Below are 17684 nucleotides of genomic sequence, written 5' to 3' on the forward strand. Positions count from 1 at the left end.
GTTTCGCTATAGGGCGAAATACGGGCTTGGGAGGGCCGACGGGATGATGCGTTTCGGGGGATGGGTCGCCGGTGTCGCGCTGGCGCTGGGTATGGCCACGCCGGCCGCGGCGGAATGGCGCGAGGCACGTGCGAAGCACTTCGTGATCTATGCCAATACCGGCGAGGACGATATCCGCCGCATGGCGACGCGGCTGGAACAGCTGGACGGGGCGATGCGGCGCATGCACGCGGTGGCGGAGCAGCCCGGCCAGACCAGCAACCCGGTCACCGTCTATACGGTGGCCAGCGCCAACGAGGTGCAGTCGTTGTGCGGCAAATGCCCCAACATCGCCGGCTTCTACCAGCCGCGGGCCAGCGGGTCGATCGCGTTCACGCCGCGCCGCGGCAGCAGCGAGGGCAGCATCGATCCGCAGATCGTGCTGTTCCACGAATATGCCCATCACTTCCTGCTGGGCAACGCATCCACCGCCTATCCGGCCTGGTATTCGGAAGGCTATGCCGAGTTCGTCAGCACCGCCACCTTCGACAAGGAGGCGCTGCGCGTCGGCGTGGCTGCGATGCACCGCGCTTACAGCTTGCTACGTACCGACATGAACATCGAGACGCTGTTCGATTCCACGCGTCGCAAGCTCAGTGTCGAACAACGGGCGGCGGTCTATGCGCGCGGCTGGCTGCTGACCCATTATCTGATGTTCAGCAAAGAGCGCGAGAACCAGTTGGGCACCTATCTGCGCCAGTTGAACGAAGGCGTGCCCAGCCTGAAGGCAGGGGAAGCGGCATTCGGTGGTTTGAAGGCGCTGGACAAGGATCTCGATCGCTATCTCAACTCGTCGCGCATCACCAACGTGATCCTGCCGTACACGATGCTGCCCGTACCGCCCATCGCGGTCCGCACGCTGAGCGAGGGCGAGCAGGCGATGATCGGTTTGCGCATGCGATCCGAACGCGGCGTCAATCGCGAAACGGGCCGCGACGTCTATGACCGCGCATTGCGCACGGTGGGGCCTTATGGGGACGATCCGGTGGTGCAGGGCTGGCTGGCCGAGATGGCGTATGATGCGGGGGAGGATGCGGCGGCCGAGGCGGCGGCGGACCGGGCGCTGGCCAAGGATCCGAAGTCCGTGCAGGCGCTGACCTACAAGGCGATGGTGCTGATGCGCCGTGCGGGCAATTCCCGCGATGCGGCGCGGTGGGCGGAGGCGCGGCGCTGGATCGTGAAGGCGAACCGGCTGGATCCCGACGCCGCCGAGCCGCTGTCGCTTTATTATCGCAGCTATCGCATGGCCGGCGCGAAGCCGACCAATGCGGCGGTGCAGGGGCTGTACCGCGCGTTCGAGCTGGTGCCGCAGGACCAGGGCCTGCGCTTCATGGTGGCGGCACAGGCGATCGAGCTGGGCGACGTCAAGGGCGCGCGCGCGACCCTGCGTCCTCTGGCCTTTGATCCGCACGCGCCGGCGGACAACCCGGCGGCACAGTTGCTGGCGCTGCTTGACAGCGACAAGGTGCAGGAAGCGCTGGCCCGCATCCGCGGCAATGCCGAGCAGGCCGCGCCGGGGGGCGAGGCGCCCTAGTCCGCGCCGCCGGCCGAAGCCACGCATTCGGCGTGGCTGCATGGTGCGCCCGGCGGGACCGTGCGCAGCGCCTGCCAGATCGCTTCCTGAAAAGCGGTGGCCCGTATGTCGGGCGGCAGGTCGCTGCGCGCCGGGCATTCGGCCAAGGTCACGAGCCGCTCGGCCAGGTCATGCAGGACGGCGTCGCCCGGCCGGATCGTCGCCGCCGGGAAGCGGGCGGCGAGTGCGGCGCCATCCTCGCCCAGTGCAATCCGGCACGGCCCCCGGGCGGTCGTAGCAAAGAGCAGCGGCCCCATGCCGGTCGCGACCATCGTCCAGCGGATCGTCTCCCCCTGCCGCCGTGCCGCCACGCGCTGGGCGACATGCCCAGCCGGGGCGCATCGGCGGCATAGAAGCGGCTGGGCGTGTCATGCCCGGCGGCGTAGATCGCCTCGGTCACGCTGTTTTCCGCGGCGAGCGCCGCAATCGCCCGGCCCGAGCGCAGCGCGCGGGCATAGGCGGCGGGCGTCACGCCGGTGGCGCGCTTGAACAACCGGTGGAAATGATGCGGGGCATAGCCGACCGCCTGCGCCAGCCGGTCGAGCGGCACTGCACCGTCCCGCGCCAGCATGGCTGCGGCCCGTGCGACCGCCGTCGCATCGCGCGCCACCGTGTCCGGATGGCAGCGGCGGCAGGACCGGTAGCCCGCCGCTTTTGCATCCGCGGCATCCTTGTAGAAGGCGACCTTGTCGCGTGCCGGGCGGCGCGCGGGGCAGCTCGGCCGGCAATAGATGCCGGTGGAGCGCACCGCGACGACGAAGCGGCCGTCGGCGTCGCGGTCGCGGCTTGCAAAGGCGATCCAGGCCCGGTCCTCGTCCATGTGCATGATCTAGGGTGGTCGCGGCAAAACCGCATCCCGCGGATTGCGTTCAAAACGACATGGCGCCGGTATGACGATCTTGTTACCATCCCGTCATGGGAAGGGGTGGCGCAGCTTGCATCGCCGGGTTCCCGATGCTACTCGCGCGCCAACCCATCCGAGGCGCGATTTCGCGCCCCGTTCCCCATGGGGGCAACCCGTTTGTAATTACGAGGAATTCGCGTCCGTGGAGATGTCCGGCGGAAATCTAGGTGGCACAGGCGGCATCCAGGCGAGCTTGGGCGGACGCTATGCGCTCGCCCTGTTCGAACTGGCCGAGCAGGGCCGCAGCATCGACACGGTCGAAGCAAGCCTGCTGGCCGTGCGCGACGCGCTCGCCCAGTCGGCCGAGTTTCGCGACCTGACGACCAGCCCGGTCGTGGCGCGCGGCGCGGCGGTCAAGGCGGTGCTCGCCGTTGCCGACCAGTTGGGCGTCGATGCCACCACCCGCAATTTCCTGGGCGTGCTGGCGGAAAACCGTCGCCTGGGCCAGTTGTCGCAGATCATCCGCGCCTTTCGCCAGCTTGCCAGCCGCCATCGCGGCGAGACGACGGCGGAAGTCACGAGCGCCCACCCGCTGACCGACGATCAGGTCGCCGCGCTGAAGCAGCAGTTGCGCCAGCGTGTCGGCCGCGACGTCTCGGTCGACCTGTCGGTCGATCCCTCGCTGCTCGGCGGGCTGGTCGTCCGCATCGGCTCCCAGATGATCGATTCCTCGATCCGCACCCGTTTGAATGCGCTCGCCAGCGCGATGAAAGGCTGACGTTCCATGGATATCCGCGCCGCAGAAATCTCCAAGGTCATCAAGGACCAGATCGCCAATTTCGGCGACCAGGCCCAGGTCTCCGAAACCGGTCAGGTGTTGTCCGTCGGTGACGGCATCGCGCGCATCTACGGTCTGGACAACGTCCAGGCGGGCGAGATGGTCGAGTTCGCCAATGGCGTGCAGGGCATGGCGCTGAACCTGGAAGCCGACAATGTCGGCGTCGTGATCTTCGGCTCGGACGCCGAGATCCGCGAGGGCGACACCGTCAAGCGCACCGGCACCATCGTGGACGTGCCGGTGGGCAAGGGGCTGCTCGGCCGCGTGGTCGACGGCCTTGGCAACCCGATCGACGGCAAGGGCCCGATCGTCGCCGAGAAGCGCAGCCGCGTCGAGGTGAAGGCGCCGGGCATCATCCCGCGCAAGTCGGTGCACGAGCCGGTGCAGACCGGTTTGAAGGCGATCGACGCGCTGGTGCCCGTCGGCCGTGGCCAGCGCGAGCTGATCATCGGCGACCGTCAGACCGGCAAGTCGGCGATCGCGCTGGATACCTTCATCAACCAGAAGACGGCGAACGCCGGCACCGACGAGTCGAAGAAGCTGTACTGCGTCTATGTCGCGGTCGGCCAGAAGCGCTCCACGGTGGCGCAGCTCGTCCGCACGCTGGAAGAGAATGGCGCGATGGAATATTCCATCGTCGTCGCCGCCACCGCGTCGGACCCGGCCCCGCTGCAGTTCCTCGCGCCCTATACCGGCTGCGCGATGGGCGAGTATTTCCGCGACAACGGCATGCATGCCGTGATCGTGTATGACGACCTGTCGAAGCAGGCGGTCGCCTATCGTCAGATGTCGCTGCTGCTGCGCCGTCCGCCGGGCCGCGAAGCCTATCCGGGCGACGTGTTCTATCTCCACTCGCGCCTGCTGGAGCGCGCGGCGAAGATGAACGACGACAACGGCAACGGCTCGCTGACCGCGCTGCCGATCATCGAGACGCAGGCGGGCGACGTGTCGGCCTACATCCCGACCAACGTGATCTCGATCACCGATGGCCAGATCTTCCTTGAAACCGACCTGTTCTTCGCGGGCATCCGCCCGGCGATCAACGTCGGTCTGTCGGTCAGCCGCGTCGGCTCGGCCGCGCAGACCAAGGCGATGAAGAAGGTGTCGGGCTCGATCAAGCTGGAGCTGGCACAGTATCGCGAGATGGCGGCGTTCGCGCAGTTCGGATCGGATCTCGACGCCTCGACGCAGAAGCTGCTCAACCGCGGCGCGCGCCTGACCGAGTTGCTGAAGCAGCCGCAGTTCAACCCGCTGCCCTTTGAGGAGCAGACGGCGTCGATCTTCGCGGGCACGCAAGGCTATCTGGACACCGTCCCCGTCGCGCAGGTGACGCGCTACGAGGCGGCGATGCTCGCCGACCTGCGCGCCAATCACGCCGGCGTGCTGGGCCTGATCCGCGACACCAAGGATCTGGGCGACGAAGCCAAGGCCAAGCTCAAGGCTGCGCTCGACCAGTTCGCGAAGACCTTCGCATAAGTGAACCATAGCCCTCTCCCCGCCGGGGAGGGGGCTGGGTGAGGGGCCGCCCCAAGCGCTTCCGTTGATGGCAACCTCCGCTCCCGTGGCGGGGGAGAAACAAGGACCAAGATGGCAAGCCTCAAGGCCCTCAAAGTTCGGATCAACTCGGTCAAGTCGACCCAGAAGATCACCAAGGCGATGAAGATGGTCGCCGCCGCCAAGCTGCGCCGTGCGCAGGAAGCGGCGCAGAACGGCCGTCCCTATGCCGAGCGGCTGGAGACGGTAATGGCCAGCCTGGCGAGCCGCGTCGGCGGCACCGGCGCGTCGCCGCTCTTGGCGGGCACCGGCAAGGACCAGGTGCAGCTTCTCGTCGTCGCGACCTCCGAGCGTGGTCTGGCCGGTGCGTTCAACACCAACATCGTGCGCGCCGCGCGTCGCAAGGCGGACGAGCTGATCGCGCAAGGCAAGACGGTGAAGTTCTACATCGCCGGCAAGAAGGGGCGCGTGCTGCGTCGCTTCTTCCCGAACGCGATCCTGGCCGATCACGAGATGGGCCAGATCAAGTCGGTCGCGTTCGACGATGCCCGCGCGATCGCCGACGACCTGATCGCGCGCTATGGCCGCGGCGAATTCGACGTGGCGCATCTGTTCTACGCCAAGTTCGTCTCGGCGCTGGTGCAGGAGCCGGTCGGCCAGCAACTGATCCCGGTGCCCGTGCCGCCGCAGCCGGCCAAGTCCGCGGTGTCCGCCGATGCCGTGGTCGAGTATGAGCCGAGCGAAGAGGCAATCCTGGACGACCTGCTGCCGCGCAACGTGGCGGTGCAGATCTTCCGCGCGCTGCTGGAAAACGCCGCATCGGAACAGGGCAGCCGCATGAATGCGATGGACAATGCGACCCGCAACGCGGGCGACATGATCAACCGTCTGTCCATCCAGTATAACCGTACCCGCCAGGCCGCGATCACGACCGAACTGGTGGAAATCATCTCGGGCGCCGAAGCGCTCTAAGTTTCGAAGCAGGAAGAACCGCCATGGCAACCGCCGCTGACGATATCCGCCCGATCCAGTCGACGGGCCAGACGAACAATGTAGGACGCATCGCGCAGGTCATCGGCGCGGTCGTCGACGTGCACTTCCCCAACACCCTGCCGGCGATCCTGTCGGCGCTGGTGACCGAGAATAACGGCAACCGCCTGGTGCTCGAGGTTGCGCAGCATCTCGGCGAGAACACCGTCCGCACCATCGCGATGGACTCGACCGAGGGCCTGACCCGCGGCCAGACCGTGACCGATACCGGCGCGCAGATTTCGGTTCCCGTCGGCCCCGCGACGCTCGGCCGCATCATGAACGTCGTCGGTGAGCCGATCGACGAGCGTGGGCCGGTCGGCACCGACCTGCGCGCGCCGATCCATGCCAAGGCGCCGGAGTTCATCGACCAGTCGACCGAAAGCGCGATCCTGGTCACCGGCATCAAGGTCATCGACCTGCTGGCGCCCTACGCCAAGGGCGGCAAGATCGGCCTGTTCGGCGGCGCCGGCGTCGGCAAGACCGTGCTGATCCAGGAGCTGATCAACAACATCGCCAAGGGTCACGGCGGCACCTCGGTGTTCGCAGGCGTCGGCGAGCGGACGCGTGAAGGCAACGACCTGTATCACGAGTTCCTGGACGCGGGCGTCATCGCCAAGGACGCCGACGGCAATCCGATCTCGGAGGGCTCGAAGGTCGCGCTGGTGTTCGGCCAGATGAACGAGCCGCCGGGCGCGCGTGCCCGCGTCGCCCTGTCGGGCCTGACCATTGCGGAATATTTCCGCGATCAGGAAGGCCAGGACGTGCTGTTCTTCGTCGACAACATCTTCCGCTTCACCCAGGCGGGTGCGGAAGTGTCGGCGCTGCTCGGCCGCATCCCCTCGGCGGTGGGCTATCAGCCGACGCTGTCGACCGACATGGGCGCGCTGCAGGAGCGCATCACCTCGACCAACAAGGGCTCGATCACGTCCGTGCAGGCCGTGTACGTTCCCGCGGACGACTTGACCGATCCGGCGCCGGCGACCTCGTTCGCGCACCTTGACGCCACGACCGTGCTGAACCGCGCGATCTCGGAGCTGGGCATCTACCCGGCGGTCGATCCGCTCGATTCGACCAGCCGCGTGCTGGAGCCGCGCACGGTGGGCCAGGAGCATTACGACACCGCGCGTGCGGTGCAGTCGCTGCTCCAGCGCTACAAGTCGCTGCAGGACATCATCGCGATCCTGGGCATGGACGAGCTGTCCGAAGAGGACAAGCTGACCGTGACCCGCGCGCGCAAGATCCAGCGCTTCCTCAGCCAGCCCTTCCACGTCGCCGAGGTCTTCACCGGCATCTCGGGCAAGTTCGTGCAGATCGAGGACACGATCCGCTCGTTCAAGGCGGTGGTCGACGGCGAGTATGACCATCTGCCCGAGGCAGCCTTCTACATGGTCGGCGGCATCGACGAGGTCGTCGCCAAGGCCGAGAAGATGGCCAAGGAAGCCTAAAGGCGCCTGTCCCCTCCTGCCACGCGCGGGAGGGGGCCCGGCATGGTCCTGCGCGACGCGGGGTCTGTGCCGAACTTTTCTCCCCCAGCCCCTCCCGCGAGCGGGAGGGGGGAGCTTACCAGAATGCTGCATTTCGAACTCGTCACCCCCGAAAAGCTCCTCCGCTCGGAGGAGGTGCACATGGTCGTCGTGCCCGGCACCGAGGGCGACTTCGGCGTGCTGGAGGGGCATGCGCCCTTCATGTCGACGATCCGCGACGGCGCGCTGCGTATCCATCGCACCGAAAAGGGCGAGCCCGAGACGCTGACCATCCGCGGCGGCTTTGCCGAGGTCACGCCCAAGGGCCTGACCATCCTGGCCGAGCACGCGGCCTGATCCGCGCCGCCCGGCGCGGCGGCTACAGGAAGCTATAGGGGTCGACGTCCACCGCGACCCTGACCTTGGGCGACCATTCCAGCGCGCCCAGCCATTCCCGGATCACCGCCTGCACGTCGAGCGCCCGGCGCGCATGAACCAGCAGGCGGTAGCGATGACGCCCGCGCAGCATGGCGAGCGGCGCCGGGGCGGGGCCATAGACGTGCATGCCCTCCACCTGCGGCGCGCGGCGCCCGACCAGGCTGGCGATCTCCTGCGCCGCGGCCTGCTCCTCCGACGACACCACGATCGCGGCATAACGGCCGAAGGGCGGTGCGCCGGCATCGCGCCGTGCCTCGGTCTCCGCGGCGTAGAAGGATTCGGCATCGCCCGTGACCAGCGCCTGCATGACGCCGGCCTTCGGGCTGTGCGTCTGAATGAACACCTGGCCGGGCTTCTCGCCGCGCCCGGCCCGACCCGAAACCTGACAGATCTGCTGAAAGGTCCGCTCGGCCGCGCGCAGGTCGCCGCCTTCCAGCCCCAGATCGGCATCGATCACGCCGACCAGCGTCAGGTTGGGGAAGTGGTAGCCCTTGGTGACGAGTTGCGTACCGACCACGATGTCGATGTCGCCTGCCTCCATCCGGCCGACAAACTCGGCGGCCTTGGCCGGGGACCAGATGGTGTCGGAGGTGACGACGGCCGTTTTCGCCTCCGGAAACAGCGTGGCAACCTCGTCGGCGATGCGCTCGACGCCGGGACCGCAGGCGACGAGGGTGTCCTCGCCCTGGCATTCAGGGCAGGCGCGTGGGGTCGGCATGACGTGGCCGCAGTGATGACAGGCGAGGCGGCGGACGAGGCGGTGTTCGACCATCCAGGCGGTGCAGTTGGGGCACTGGAAGCGGTGGCCGCAGGTACGGCACAGCGTCAGCGGCGCATAGCCGCGACGGTTCAGGAACAGCAGCGACTGTTCGCGCTTCTCCAGCGTCTCGGTCATTGCCTTGACGAGGCGGGGCGAAATCCAGCGGCCACGCTCGGGCGGCTCGTGGATCAGGTCGATCGCGGCGATGGCGGGCATCTCGGCGGCACCGAAGCGACCGGGCAGCTTCACCTCGGCATAGCGACCCTGTGCGACCTGCTGGCGGGTCTCGATCGCAGGGGTGGCGGAGGCGAGGATGACCGGGCACGGTTCGAACTTGCCCCGCATCACCGCCACGTCGCGGGCATGGTAATGCACGCCGTCTTCCTGCTTGAAGCTGGTTTCGTGCGCCTCGTCGACGACGATCAGCCCCAGGTTGCGATAGGGCAGGAACAGCGCGGAGCGGGCCCCCACCGTGACCAGCGCCTGGCCGCTGGCGATCGCCCGCCACGCGCGCCGCCGCTGCGTCGAGCGCAGGCCCGAATGCCAGGCCACCGGCTCGCAGCCAAAACGGTCGTGAAACCGCTTGAGGAAGGGTTCGGTGAGCGCGATCTCGGGCAGCAGGACCAGCACCTGCCGCCCCTCGCGCACCGCCTCGGCCACTGCCTCGAAATAGACCTCGGTCTTGCCCGATCCGGTGACGCCGTCGAGCAGCACGGGCGCGAAAGCCTGCGCGGCGACATCGGCGACGAGGCGGTCGGCGGCGGCGCGCTGGTCGTCCGACAATGCGGGAACGTGATGCTGCGGATCAGGCAGGGGAAAGGGGCTGTCGATATCGACCTCCACTCCCTCGATCGCACCGACCTTGACGAGGCCGCGGATCACCGCATCCGACACGTCGGCGATCGTCGCCAACTCGCGGATCAGGCCCTGGCGGTCGCCGATCCGCTCCAGCGCCTGCGCGCGCTGCGGCGTCAGGCGATCGGGAACATGACCGGTCGCGCGGTATTCGGTGGCGGTGCGCGCGCCCTCCAGCGCGGCGTTGGAGGACAGCGCCATGCGCACCACCGCGGCGGGCGGCGCCAGATAATAATCGGCGGTCCATTCGATCAGCCGGCGCAGCGCGTCGCCCAGCGGCGGCACGTCGGAGACCCCGAGCAACGGGCGCAGGCGGTTGTCGCCCACCTCCGCATCCGATGGCATCCGCTCCGGCTCCCACACCACGCCGAGCAGCTGGCGGGGACCCAGGGGCGCGACGACGATTGACCCCGGCTCGACCGTCATGCCGTGCGGCACACGGTAGTCGAGGGGACCGAGCGCGGAGTTCAGGACGAGGACGCGGGCACGCGAGGACATGGCCGCGCTATATGGGCACTGGATGACTCGTCGTGAACCCCGAAGCGTAACGGGTCAGGCGGCGCGTCGGCGATCACCCTTGCGACGCTCGCCGACGCGCGCACGCTTGGCGGCGTACAGGATCGCATCGGTGCGGTGAACGAAATCGCGCACCGTCTGCGTCTCGGGCGTCCACAGGCGCATGCCGACCGTGCCCGCGCACGTCATCGTCAGGCCCTCGGCCGTCACCGACACCGACAGCGTTTCCTCCAGTTGCTGGCGGAACTGGTCGATGCGGGCGAGCAGGCCCGCATCCTCGACGATGACCGCGAATTCGTCGCCGCCCAGTCGCGCGACATAGCAGTTCTGCAGCCACGGCGCGCGCAGCCGCCGGCCGACTTCGCGCAGGATGTCGTCGCCGGCCATGTGCCCCAGCGTGTCGTTGATCAGCTTGAAGCCGTCGAGGTCGATCAACGCGAGCGCCATCAGCGCGCCCGATTGGCGCGCCCGATCGATCGCCCCCTCCAGCGCACGGTCGAAGGCGGCACGGTTGCAGATGCCGGTCAACGCGTCGGTACTGGCGGTGCGGCGCAGCGTCATTTCCAGCGCGTGGCGATCGGTGATGTCCTGGAACACGCCGACGACCGCGGTCACCTGCCCGTCGCTTTCCTCCCGCTCGCCCATCACCCGCACGCGCCGCAGGCGGCCGGTGGCGGTGGTGAAGTCAAGCTCCAGGTCGAACGGGATGCCGGTTTCGACGGCATGGGCCACGGCATCGTTCAACTGCTGGCGCTCGCTTGCCGGATAATAGTTCATCGCGGTATCGATATCGGGCTCCTCGCCCAGCGGCAGTTCGTGGATGCGGAACACGCCGTCGGACCAGGATGCGATCCGCTCGGGTATCGACAGGCGCCACGATCCGATCATCGAAATGCGCTCGGCCTGCTGGAAGGTGCGGTCCTTGGCGCGCAGGTCGCTGGCCTGGCGTTCGCTGAGTTCGGCGATGTCGGTCGCCCGCCGCGCAATGGCACGCGCCGCGATCAGCGCCTCGGCCAGCGTCGTCAGATGGCGCAGCGTCCGCATGCCCGATTCGTTGAGCGAGCGGGGCGTGGCGTCCATCACGCACAGCGATCCGATCGGTTGGGCCACGCCCTGCCGGTCGGGCGCATGGATCGGCATGCCGGCATAGAAGCGCAGGCCATTTTCAACGACCAGCGGATTGCCGGCGAAATCGGCATCCTTGCTCAGATCGTCGACGATGAACTGGTCGGGCTTGCGGATGGTATGGTTGCAGATGGCGACGCTGCGCGGCACCTCGACCGGCAGGTCGCCGATACCCGCCTTTACCCACAGGCGGTCGCGGTCGATCAGGGTGAGCGCGGCCAGCGGGCAGTCCAGCATGTCCGCCGCCAGGCTGACCAGCGCGTCGAACTCGCGCTCCGGCTCGCTGTCGAGCAGCGCATGCGCCTGAAGGGCCGCCATGCGCCGCTCTTCATCGAACACAGGATCGAGGGACAGGGTTGAGGAGGCCATGGGACCGTCTAAGATCGCCAAGGTTAATAATTCTCGTCAGTTACGACAGGTCGTTGGAATACATGGACAATATGGGGCGAGCGGCGGTCCTGCCATTGGCATTCGCCGATCATCTGGCGAATGCGCGCCGCCGCTCGCCGCATACCGTGCGCGCCTATCAGGCGACGGCGGAGCGATTGCTGGCGTTTCTGGGCAGCCATTGGGGCGGCCGGGTGGCAAGGGGCGACCTGTCGCGGATCACGGCCGCGGACCTGCGTGCGTTTCTGGCGCACCGGCGGGGCGAGGAGCTGTCGAACGCATCGGCCGCGCGCGAACTGTCGGCGGTGCGCGCCTTTCTGGACTGGGCGGGGGTCGAGCCGCCGCGCCTGCGCGGGCCGCGGGTAAAGGCCGGGGTGCCGCGGCCGGTGGCGCCTGCCGACGTGCTGGCGCTGGCGGAGGAGGTGTCGGAGGATGCGCGCGAACCGTGGATCGCGGCGCGCGACTGGGCGGTGCTGATGCTGCTGTACGGGGCGGGTCTGCGCATCGGCGAGGCGCTGGCCCTGCCGGCGGGCATATTGCCGCTGGGCGAGACGATCCGGGTGCTGGGCAAGCGCGGCAAGACGCGGATCGTGCCGCTGCTGCCGCAGGTCGCCCGCGCGGTCGAGGCCTATGCCGCCGAGCAGCCGTGGCGGCTGGAGCGCGAGGCGCCGCTGTTCCGCGGCGCGCGGGGCGGGGTGCTGTCGCCGGCGGTCGTGCGGCGCTCGGTTCGCGCGGCGCGGGCACGGCTCGACCTGGGCGACCGGGTCACGCCGCACGCGCTGCGCCACAGTTTCGCGACGCATCTGCTGGGGCGCGGCGCCGATCTGCGGCAGTTGCAGGAGCTGCTGGGTCATGCCAGCCTGAGTTCGACGCAGGTCTATACCGCGGTCGATGCCGCGCACCTGCTGGATGTGTATCGCAACGCGCATCCGCGGGCCTAGCGCCCGGCGCGCGGCTTCCAGGTCACGACGCGCCAGACATAGCCGATGACGATCAACACGGTCAGCGCGACGGCGGCCGGGCCGACATACCGGTCCAGCACCTCGAAGCGCGATCCCAGCAACAGTCCGGCATAGGCCAGGATCGCGTTCCAGATCGTGCTGCCCGCAAAGGTCCACACCAGGAAGCGCCCTAGCGGCATGCGCGTCATGCCCGCGGGCAGCGAGATGATCGTGCGAAAGGCGGGCATGAAGCGGAAGACGAACACCACCCACTGCCCATGCTTGACGAAGAAGCGGTGCAGCCGCTCGACATCCTCCCATTCCATCGTCAGCCAGCGGCCGTGCCGGTCGACAAAGGGGCGGAAGCGTTCATAGCCAATATGGCGGCCGATATAATACCAGAAGTAGTTGCCGACGGTGGTGCCCAGCGTTCCCCACAGGATCAGCGGGATCATCGCCATGTCGCCGCGCGCCACCGCCATGCCGCCCAACCCCATGATGACCTCGGACGGCACCGGCGGCACGATATTTTCCAGCGCCATCAGCAGGAAGATGCCGAAATAGCCGCCCCAGGCGATCAGGTTCAGGATGAAATCGGTCATGTGCTGGTAGGATTACCCGCGGGGAGGGGCGGGGGTTCCCGAAATCGGCTCCCTCTCCCCTGCCGGGACGAGCGGGGTCAGGCCAGCTTGCCCTCGATCGCGTCCCAGATCAGGCCCGCGACATCGGTGCCGTCGAACCGTTCGATCGCGACGATGCCGGTGGGCGAGGTGACGTTGATTTCGGTCAGCCACTCGCCGCCGATCACGTCGATGCCGACGAACAACAGGCCGCGGGCGCGCAGTTCGGGGCCGAGCGCTTCGCATATCTCGCGTTCGCGCGCCGTGAGTTCGGTCTTTTCCGCCGATCCGCCGACCGCCAGGTTGGAACGGATCTCACCCTCGCCGGGCAGGCGGTTGATCGCACCTGCCACTTCGCCATCGACCAGCACGATGCGCTTGTCGCCCTTGGCGACGGCCGGCAGGAACGCCTGGATCATGTGTGGCTCGCGCCATGTCTGGTTGAATACCTCGATCAGCGCCGACAGGTTGGCGCCGTCGCTGCCGACCTTGAAGATCGCCTTGCCGCCATTGCCGTGCAGCGGCTTCACCACGATCTCGCCATGCTCGGCTAGGAAGGCGCGCGCTTCCTCCAGCGAACGGGTGACCAGCGTCGACGGCATGAAGCGCGCATAATCGAGCACGAAGACCTTTTCGGGCGCGTTGCGGACCTGGGCGGGGTCGTTCACCACCAACGTCTTGTGCGCGATCCGCTCCAGCAGGTGCGTGGCGGTGATATAGCCGAGGTCGAAGGGCGGGTCCTGCCGCATCAGCACCACGTCCGCCTCGTCGCCGAGGTCGAGCCTGACCGGTGCGTCGAAGTGGAAATGGTCGCCGGCCACCCGCTGCACGGTTACCGGATGCGCCTTCGTCCACAGCCGGCCGTCGGACCAGTTAAGGTCCCCGGCGGCGTAATGGAACAGCCGGTGGCCGCGCGCCTGCGCCGACAGCATCAGCGCGAAGGTAGAATCGCCCGCGATGTTGATCTGGTCGAGCGGGTCCATCTGGACGGCGACGTTGAGCGGCATGGTGATCCTTTCGGAAAGATGGTCGTCGCGGCATGTAGGGGGCGGCATCGGCCCTGTCATCCGGAGGGGCTCAGGGCTGCCAAGCATTCTCGATATGCTGCGGCCGGGTGCCGGGGGCGAGCAGGATGACGTCGATGCGGATATCGTCACCCGGCCCGGCATAGGTCGGTGCCAGCATTTCGGCCGCCGCGGCGACGCGGGACAGGCGGCGCTCGTCGATCGCAAAGGCGAGATCGTTGGCGGACTTGCGGGTCTTCACCTCGACGAATGCGACGATGGCCGCTTTTCGGGCGACGATGTCCACTTCCCCGGCCGGCGTGCGCACGCGGCGGGCGAGGATGCGCCAGCCCTTCAGTCGCAGCCACCAGCCGGCCAGACGTTCGCCGCGACGCCCGGCGGACTCGGCGGCGCGGCGGGCGGGGGAGGGCGTTCGCATCGGTTCAGCGGCGGCGCAGGAAGCTGATCGTGCCACCGGCCGCCAACAGGGCCGCGCCTGCCCCGGCCCGTCCGCGACGGCGCAGCAGCGCCAGGCCGCCGGTGACGAGCAGGGTCGGCACCAGCCCGCTTCTGGCGGGAACGACGCGGGTCAGCGCATAGCCCCGTGCCGCCTCGCGTACCGGCCCGGCGGGCTCGGCCTGTTTCGGGCCCGGATGCACCGCGGCGCTGCCGCTCGCCACCGTGTCGGCGGCATAGGCGTTGCGGTCGCCCATCGGGCGGGCCGCGCCGGTGGTGGTGTCCTCCGCCGTCTGCCGTTCCAGCTCGCAGTTCAACTCGGCACCGAGCAGCAGGATATAGGCCGACAGGTACAGCCAGGTAAGCAACACCACCGCCGCGCCCAGCGACCCGTAGGTCGCGTTGTAGCTGCCGAAATTGGCGACGTAGAAGCCGAAGCCGAGCGTCACCAGCAGCCAGATGAGCGCGGCGAGCAGCGATCCGGGCGTCAACCAGATCCAGCGCGCATGATCGCGGTCGGGCCCGAAGCGATACAGCGTCGCCGCCGCCGCGGCCGCGACACCGGTCATGATCGCGTAGGACAGGATCTTGCCCAGAACCACCAGCACGGTCGGCAGATCGGGAAACAGGCTCTGCAACGCGCCGAGCGCGGTGATCGAGACGATGGCGAGCACCGCCAGCACCACGGCCCCGGCGGTGATGCCCAGCGCCAGCAGGTTGAGCGCGACGAAGCCGCGGCTTTCCTCCTCGTCATAGGCGATGTTGAGCGCGGTGATGACTGCGGTCGCGCCCTTCATTGCGCCGTATAGCGCGATGGCGAGCGCGATAAGGAGGCCGAACCCCTTCTTGCCGTCCGAACTGGTGACCAGATTGGCCAGTTGTTCGCCGATCAGCTGCGCGGCATCGGTTGGCATCACCTCCATCAGCGTGCGGACATTGTCGACCACTGTCTGCGGCGTCGCGAACAGGCCGTAGCTCAGCACCACCGCACCCAGCATCGGCACCAGGGCGAGGATCGCGCAAAAGGCGACGCCGGAGGCGATCAGGCTTATGTTGTCGGTGCCCGCCTCGCGCCAGCTCCGCAGCAGCACGTCCTTCCACCCGCGCGGCGGCACCGCCCATGGGCTGGTCGCCCCGCGCCCGCGCGCATTCCGATCCGCTGTCGATCCTGGCATCGTCGTCCCCTTTGTCGGACATGCGAACCGGCGAGGGGGGCGGGTGTTCCTTATTCGGGTGCCTTCATCGCCATCGCGCGGGCATACAGAGCCTTGCGGTCCAGCCCGAAGCGCTTGGCCACCTCGCCCGCGGCCTTGGAGGCGGGCAGGCGGGTCAACGCCTCGGCCAGTGCGGTATCGGCATCCTCCGCGCTGGGCGGCGGTGCCTCGCCGGGGGGGGCGACGACGACGACGATCTCGCCCTTCGGACCGCCCTCCGCATAGCGCGCCGCGAGCGTGGACAGCGTGCCCGTCACCGCTTCCTCGAACCGCTTGGTGATCTCGCGCGTCACCGCCGCCCCCCGGTCCCCCAGCCCCACCGCAAGCGCCGCCAACGTCGCTGCCAGCCGCGGCCCGGACTCGTAAAATACCAGCGTCGCCCGGATGCCCGCGATTTCAGCGATGGCGTCGGCGCGCGCCTTTTCCTTGGGGGGCAGGAAGCCGCAGAACAGGAAGCGGTCGGTGGGCAGGCCCGCCAGGGTCAGCGCGGCGATCGCGGCGCAGGGGCCGGGGATCGTCACCACCGCATGGCCGGCGGCACGGGCATCGCGGACCAGCTTGTAGCCGGGGTCGGAGATCAGCGGCGTGCCCGCGTCCGACACCAGCGCCACCGCCTCCACGCCCATGCGCGCCACCAGTGCGGGGCGGACATGCTCGGCATTGTGATCGTGATAGGGCTGCATCGGCCGCTTCACGCCGATATGGCGGAGCAAGCCGGCGGTGACGCGGCTGTCCTCCACCGCGATGACGTCGGCGGCGGCCAGGATATCGGCGGCGCGCGGAGAAAGGTCACCGAGATTGCCGATCGGGGTGGCCACGATATACAGGCCGGGATCGAGTTTGGTCGTAGTGTTGGTCACAGGGGACGTCATGGCAGAGGCAGCAGCGCCAATACAACCGAAGCTTGCCATGAGGGCCGGGGGGGCGAAGCGGTGGATCGCGCTGGCGGCGGCCTGCCTGCTGGGGGCGTGTCAGACGCTGGTGCCGCGGGGGCCGGTGGAGGCGCCGCCACCGCGCGAGGCGACCCGGCCGGTTCAGGAAGCGCCGACGGTGGAGGCGGGCATCCCGCGCGACGTAGCGCGCAACCGCGTCGCCCTGCTGGTGCCGCTGTCGGGCAGCAATGCCGGTGTCGGCCGCTCGATCGCGAACGCGACGATGCTGGCGCTGCTCGATACGCAGAACGACAAGGTGCGGATCACCAACTACGACACCGCCACTGGCGCCGCGGCGGCGGCACAGCGTGCGATCGCGGAAGGTGCGCAACTGATCCTGGGGCCGCTCCTGTCCGAAGACGTGCGCGCGGTGGCGCCGGTCGCACGCGCCGCGCGCGTGCCGGTGGTCAGCTTCTCGAACGACGCCGGTGTTGGGGGTAACGGCACCTATCTGATGGGCTATGCCCCCGGCCAGTCGATCGAACGCGTCGTCGCCTTTGCCCGGGAGCGCGGCGTGACCAGCTTTGCCGGCTTGGTGCCCAACGGCCTGTACGGGGAACGCGCATCGACCGCCTTCCTGCGCGCGGTCGAGGGTGCCGGCGGGCAGGTGGTGTCGTTGCAGCCCTATGGTCGCGTGGCCGGTGGCATTGCCGGTGCGGCGCAGCGGCTGACCGCCAAGGCGCCCTATGACGCGGTGCTGATCGCCGATGGCGGTGCCGCGGCGGCCGCGGCGGCGCCGGTCGTGAAGCGCGGGCCGGGTGCGAACACCCGCCTGCTCGGCACCGAATTGTGGAATTCGGAAAGCACGATCGCATCGCGCGCCCCGCTGAACGGTGCGTGGTTCGCCAGCGTGTCGAACAATCTGTACCGCCAATATGCCACCAAATACCGCGCCCGCTTCGGCGCGGCGCCGTACCGACTGTCCAGCCTCGGCTACGACTCGGTGCTGCTGACGGTGCGGATCGCGCGTGACTGGAAGGTCGGATCGCCCTTCCCGGAGGCGCGGCTGCGCGACCAGGACGGCTTTTCCGGCATCGACGGGGCGTTCCGCTTCGGCCGCGACGGCGTGGCCGAACGCGCGCTGGAGGTGCAGGAGATCCGCGGCGGCACGACGGTGACGGTCTCGCCCGCGCCGACCGGCTTCGGGCGGTAG

16 protein-coding genes are annotated in these 17684 nt (G+C 68.6%); 8 read left to right on the plus strand and 8 right to left on the minus strand.

What is annotated here, in order from left to right:
* Positions 1-43 precede the first annotated feature (43 nt).
* Positions 44-1573: a hypothetical protein gene (locus NPJ82_RS03700; RefSeq protein WP_342658388.1), complete on the plus strand. Its 1530-nt coding sequence runs from the start codon at positions 44-46 to the stop codon at positions 1571-1573.
* 148 nt (positions 1574-1721) lie between these two features.
* Here the strand turns inward: NPJ82_RS03700 and NPJ82_RS03705 are convergent, their stop codons facing one another.
* Complete coding sequence (locus NPJ82_RS03705; RefSeq protein ID WP_342658389.1) at positions 1722-2432, minus strand: Ada metal-binding domain-containing protein; 711 nt, start codon at positions 2430-2432, stop codon at positions 1722-1724.
* A 232-nt stretch (positions 2433-2664) separates the two neighbouring features.
* On the opposite strand from NPJ82_RS03705, the gene NPJ82_RS03710 reads away from it, so the two are divergent.
* The 5 genes from NPJ82_RS03710 (at position 2665) to NPJ82_RS03730 (ending at position 7640) form a co-directional block, all read left to right on the plus strand.
* On the plus strand, positions 2665-3234 hold the full coding sequence (locus tag NPJ82_RS03710; RefSeq protein WP_342658954.1) for a F0F1 ATP synthase subunit delta: 570 nt from the start codon (positions 2665-2667) through the stop codon (positions 3232-3234).
* A 6-nt stretch (positions 3235-3240) separates the two neighbouring features.
* Positions 3241-4770: a F0F1 ATP synthase subunit alpha gene (gene atpA, locus NPJ82_RS03715; protein ID WP_112382075.1), complete on the plus strand. Its 1530-nt coding sequence runs from the start codon at positions 3241-3243 to the stop codon at positions 4768-4770.
* Between the two features lie 111 nt (positions 4771-4881).
* The gene (locus NPJ82_RS03720) at positions 4882-5760 is read left to right on the plus strand and encodes a F0F1 ATP synthase subunit gamma (RefSeq protein WP_342658390.1); all 879 of its coding nucleotides are present in this window, start codon (positions 4882-4884) and stop codon (positions 5758-5760) included.
* Between the two features lie 23 nt (positions 5761-5783).
* On the plus strand, positions 5784-7265 hold the full coding sequence (atpD, locus tag NPJ82_RS03725; protein WP_112382077.1) for a F0F1 ATP synthase subunit beta: 1482 nt from the start codon (positions 5784-5786) through the stop codon (positions 7263-7265).
* A 123-nt stretch (positions 7266-7388) separates the two neighbouring features.
* Entirely contained in the window at positions 7389-7640 is a 252-nt protein-coding gene (locus NPJ82_RS03730) for an ATP synthase F1 subunit epsilon (protein ID WP_112382078.1), read from the plus strand.
* A 22-nt stretch (positions 7641-7662) separates the two neighbouring features.
* Here the strand turns inward: NPJ82_RS03730 and NPJ82_RS03735 are convergent, their stop codons facing one another.
* Both NPJ82_RS03735 and NPJ82_RS03740 read right to left on the minus strand, forming a co-directional pair.
* Positions 7663-9834, minus strand: coding sequence for a primosomal protein N' (locus NPJ82_RS03735; RefSeq protein ID WP_342658391.1), 2172 nt, complete (start codon positions 9832-9834; stop codon positions 7663-7665).
* Between the two features lie 54 nt (positions 9835-9888).
* Positions 9889-11295 (minus strand): diguanylate cyclase, encoded by a 1407-nt coding sequence (locus NPJ82_RS03740; protein WP_342658392.1) that lies wholly within the window; start codon positions 11293-11295, stop codon positions 9889-9891.
* 122 nt (positions 11296-11417) lie between these two features.
* Between NPJ82_RS03740 and NPJ82_RS03745 the strand changes: the two genes are divergently transcribed.
* Complete coding sequence (locus NPJ82_RS03745) at positions 11418-12305, plus strand: tyrosine recombinase XerC (protein ID WP_342658955.1); 888 nt, start codon at positions 11418-11420, stop codon at positions 12303-12305.
* Here NPJ82_RS03745 and NPJ82_RS03750 read toward each other — a convergent pair.
* From NPJ82_RS03750 to rsmI, 5 genes are all read right to left on the minus strand, one after another.
* A complete protein-coding gene (locus NPJ82_RS03750; protein ID WP_342658393.1) occupies positions 12302-12907 on the minus strand; it encodes a DedA family protein in 606 nt (201 codons plus the stop codon). The genes NPJ82_RS03745 and NPJ82_RS03750 overlap by 4 nt on opposite strands.
* Positions 12908-12984: 77 nt before the next feature.
* Positions 12985-13932 (minus strand): glutathione synthase, encoded by a 948-nt coding sequence (gene gshB / locus NPJ82_RS03755; protein ID WP_342658394.1) that lies wholly within the window; start codon positions 13930-13932, stop codon positions 12985-12987.
* A 70-nt stretch (positions 13933-14002) separates the two neighbouring features.
* Positions 14003-14368, minus strand: coding sequence for a YraN family protein (locus NPJ82_RS03760; RefSeq protein ID WP_112382083.1), 366 nt, complete (start codon positions 14366-14368; stop codon positions 14003-14005).
* A gap of 4 nt (positions 14369-14372) precedes the next feature.
* Positions 14373-15560 (minus strand): YihY/virulence factor BrkB family protein, encoded by a 1188-nt coding sequence (locus tag NPJ82_RS03765; RefSeq protein ID WP_267347370.1) that lies wholly within the window; start codon positions 15558-15560, stop codon positions 14373-14375.
* Positions 15561-15610: 50 nt separating this feature from the next.
* Positions 15611-16471, minus strand: a complete 861-nt coding sequence (rsmI, locus tag NPJ82_RS03770) for a 16S rRNA (cytidine(1402)-2'-O)-methyltransferase (protein WP_342658395.1) — start codon at positions 16469-16471, stop codon at positions 15611-15613.
* 37 nt (positions 16472-16508) lie between these two features.
* Here rsmI and NPJ82_RS03775 point away from each other — a divergent pair, with 37 nt between their 5' ends.
* Positions 16509-17684, plus strand: a complete 1176-nt coding sequence (locus NPJ82_RS03775) for a penicillin-binding protein activator (RefSeq protein ID WP_342658396.1) — start codon at positions 16509-16511, stop codon at positions 17682-17684.

The sequence above is a fragment of the Sphingomonas sp. NY01 genome, from assembly GCF_038809135.1.
Taxonomy (GTDB): Bacteria; Pseudomonadota; Alphaproteobacteria; order Sphingomonadales; family Sphingomonadaceae; genus Sphingomonas; species Sphingomonas carotinifaciens.

What these genes read in the sequence shown, in the direction of transcription:
- NPJ82_RS03775 (WP_342658396.1), top strand. Translation starts at nt 16,509, where the DNA reads ATGAGGGCCGGGGGGGCGAAGCGGTGGATCGCGCTGGCGGCGGCCTGC.
- NPJ82_RS03765 (WP_267347370.1), bottom strand. Translation starts at nt 15,560, where the DNA reads ATGCCAGGATCGACAGCGGATCGGAATGCGCGCGGGCGCGGGGCGACC.
- NPJ82_RS03710 (WP_342658954.1), top strand. Translation starts at nt 2,665, where the DNA reads ATGTCCGGCGGAAATCTAGGTGGCACAGGCGGCATCCAGGCGAGCTTG.
- NPJ82_RS03720 (WP_342658390.1), top strand. Translation starts at nt 4,882, where the DNA reads ATGGCAAGCCTCAAGGCCCTCAAAGTTCGGATCAACTCGGTCAAGTCG.
- NPJ82_RS03730 (WP_112382078.1), top strand. Translation starts at nt 7,389, where the DNA reads ATGCTGCATTTCGAACTCGTCACCCCCGAAAAGCTCCTCCGCTCGGAG.
- NPJ82_RS03705 (WP_342658389.1), bottom strand. Translation starts at nt 2,432, where the DNA reads ATGGACGAGGACCGGGCCTGGATCGCCTTTGCAAGCCGCGACCGCGAC.
- NPJ82_RS03750 (WP_342658393.1), bottom strand. Translation starts at nt 12,907, where the DNA reads ATGACCGATTTCATCCTGAACCTGATCGCCTGGGGCGGCTATTTCGGC.
- NPJ82_RS03745 (WP_342658955.1), top strand. Translation starts at nt 11,418, where the DNA reads ATGGGGCGAGCGGCGGTCCTGCCATTGGCATTCGCCGATCATCTGGCG.
- gshB (WP_342658394.1), bottom strand. Translation starts at nt 13,932, where the DNA reads ATGCCGCTCAACGTCGCCGTCCAGATGGACCCGCTCGACCAGATCAAC.
- NPJ82_RS03740 (WP_342658392.1), bottom strand. Translation starts at nt 11,295, where the DNA reads ATGGCGGCCCTTCAGGCGCATGCGCTGCTCGACAGCGAGCCGGAGCGC.
- NPJ82_RS03735 (WP_342658391.1), bottom strand. Translation starts at nt 9,834, where the DNA reads ATGTCCTCGCGTGCCCGCGTCCTCGTCCTGAACTCCGCGCTCGGTCCC.
- NPJ82_RS03760 (WP_112382083.1), bottom strand. Translation starts at nt 14,368, where the DNA reads ATGCGAACGCCCTCCCCCGCCCGCCGCGCCGCCGAGTCCGCCGGGCGT.
- atpA (WP_112382075.1), top strand. Translation starts at nt 3,241, where the DNA reads ATGGATATCCGCGCCGCAGAAATCTCCAAGGTCATCAAGGACCAGATC.
- rsmI (WP_342658395.1), bottom strand. Translation starts at nt 16,471, where the DNA reads ATGACGTCCCCTGTGACCAACACTACGACCAAACTCGATCCCGGCCTG.
- atpD (WP_112382077.1), top strand. Translation starts at nt 5,784, where the DNA reads ATGGCAACCGCCGCTGACGATATCCGCCCGATCCAGTCGACGGGCCAG.
- NPJ82_RS03700 (WP_342658388.1), top strand. Translation starts at nt 44, where the DNA reads ATGATGCGTTTCGGGGGATGGGTCGCCGGTGTCGCGCTGGCGCTGGGT.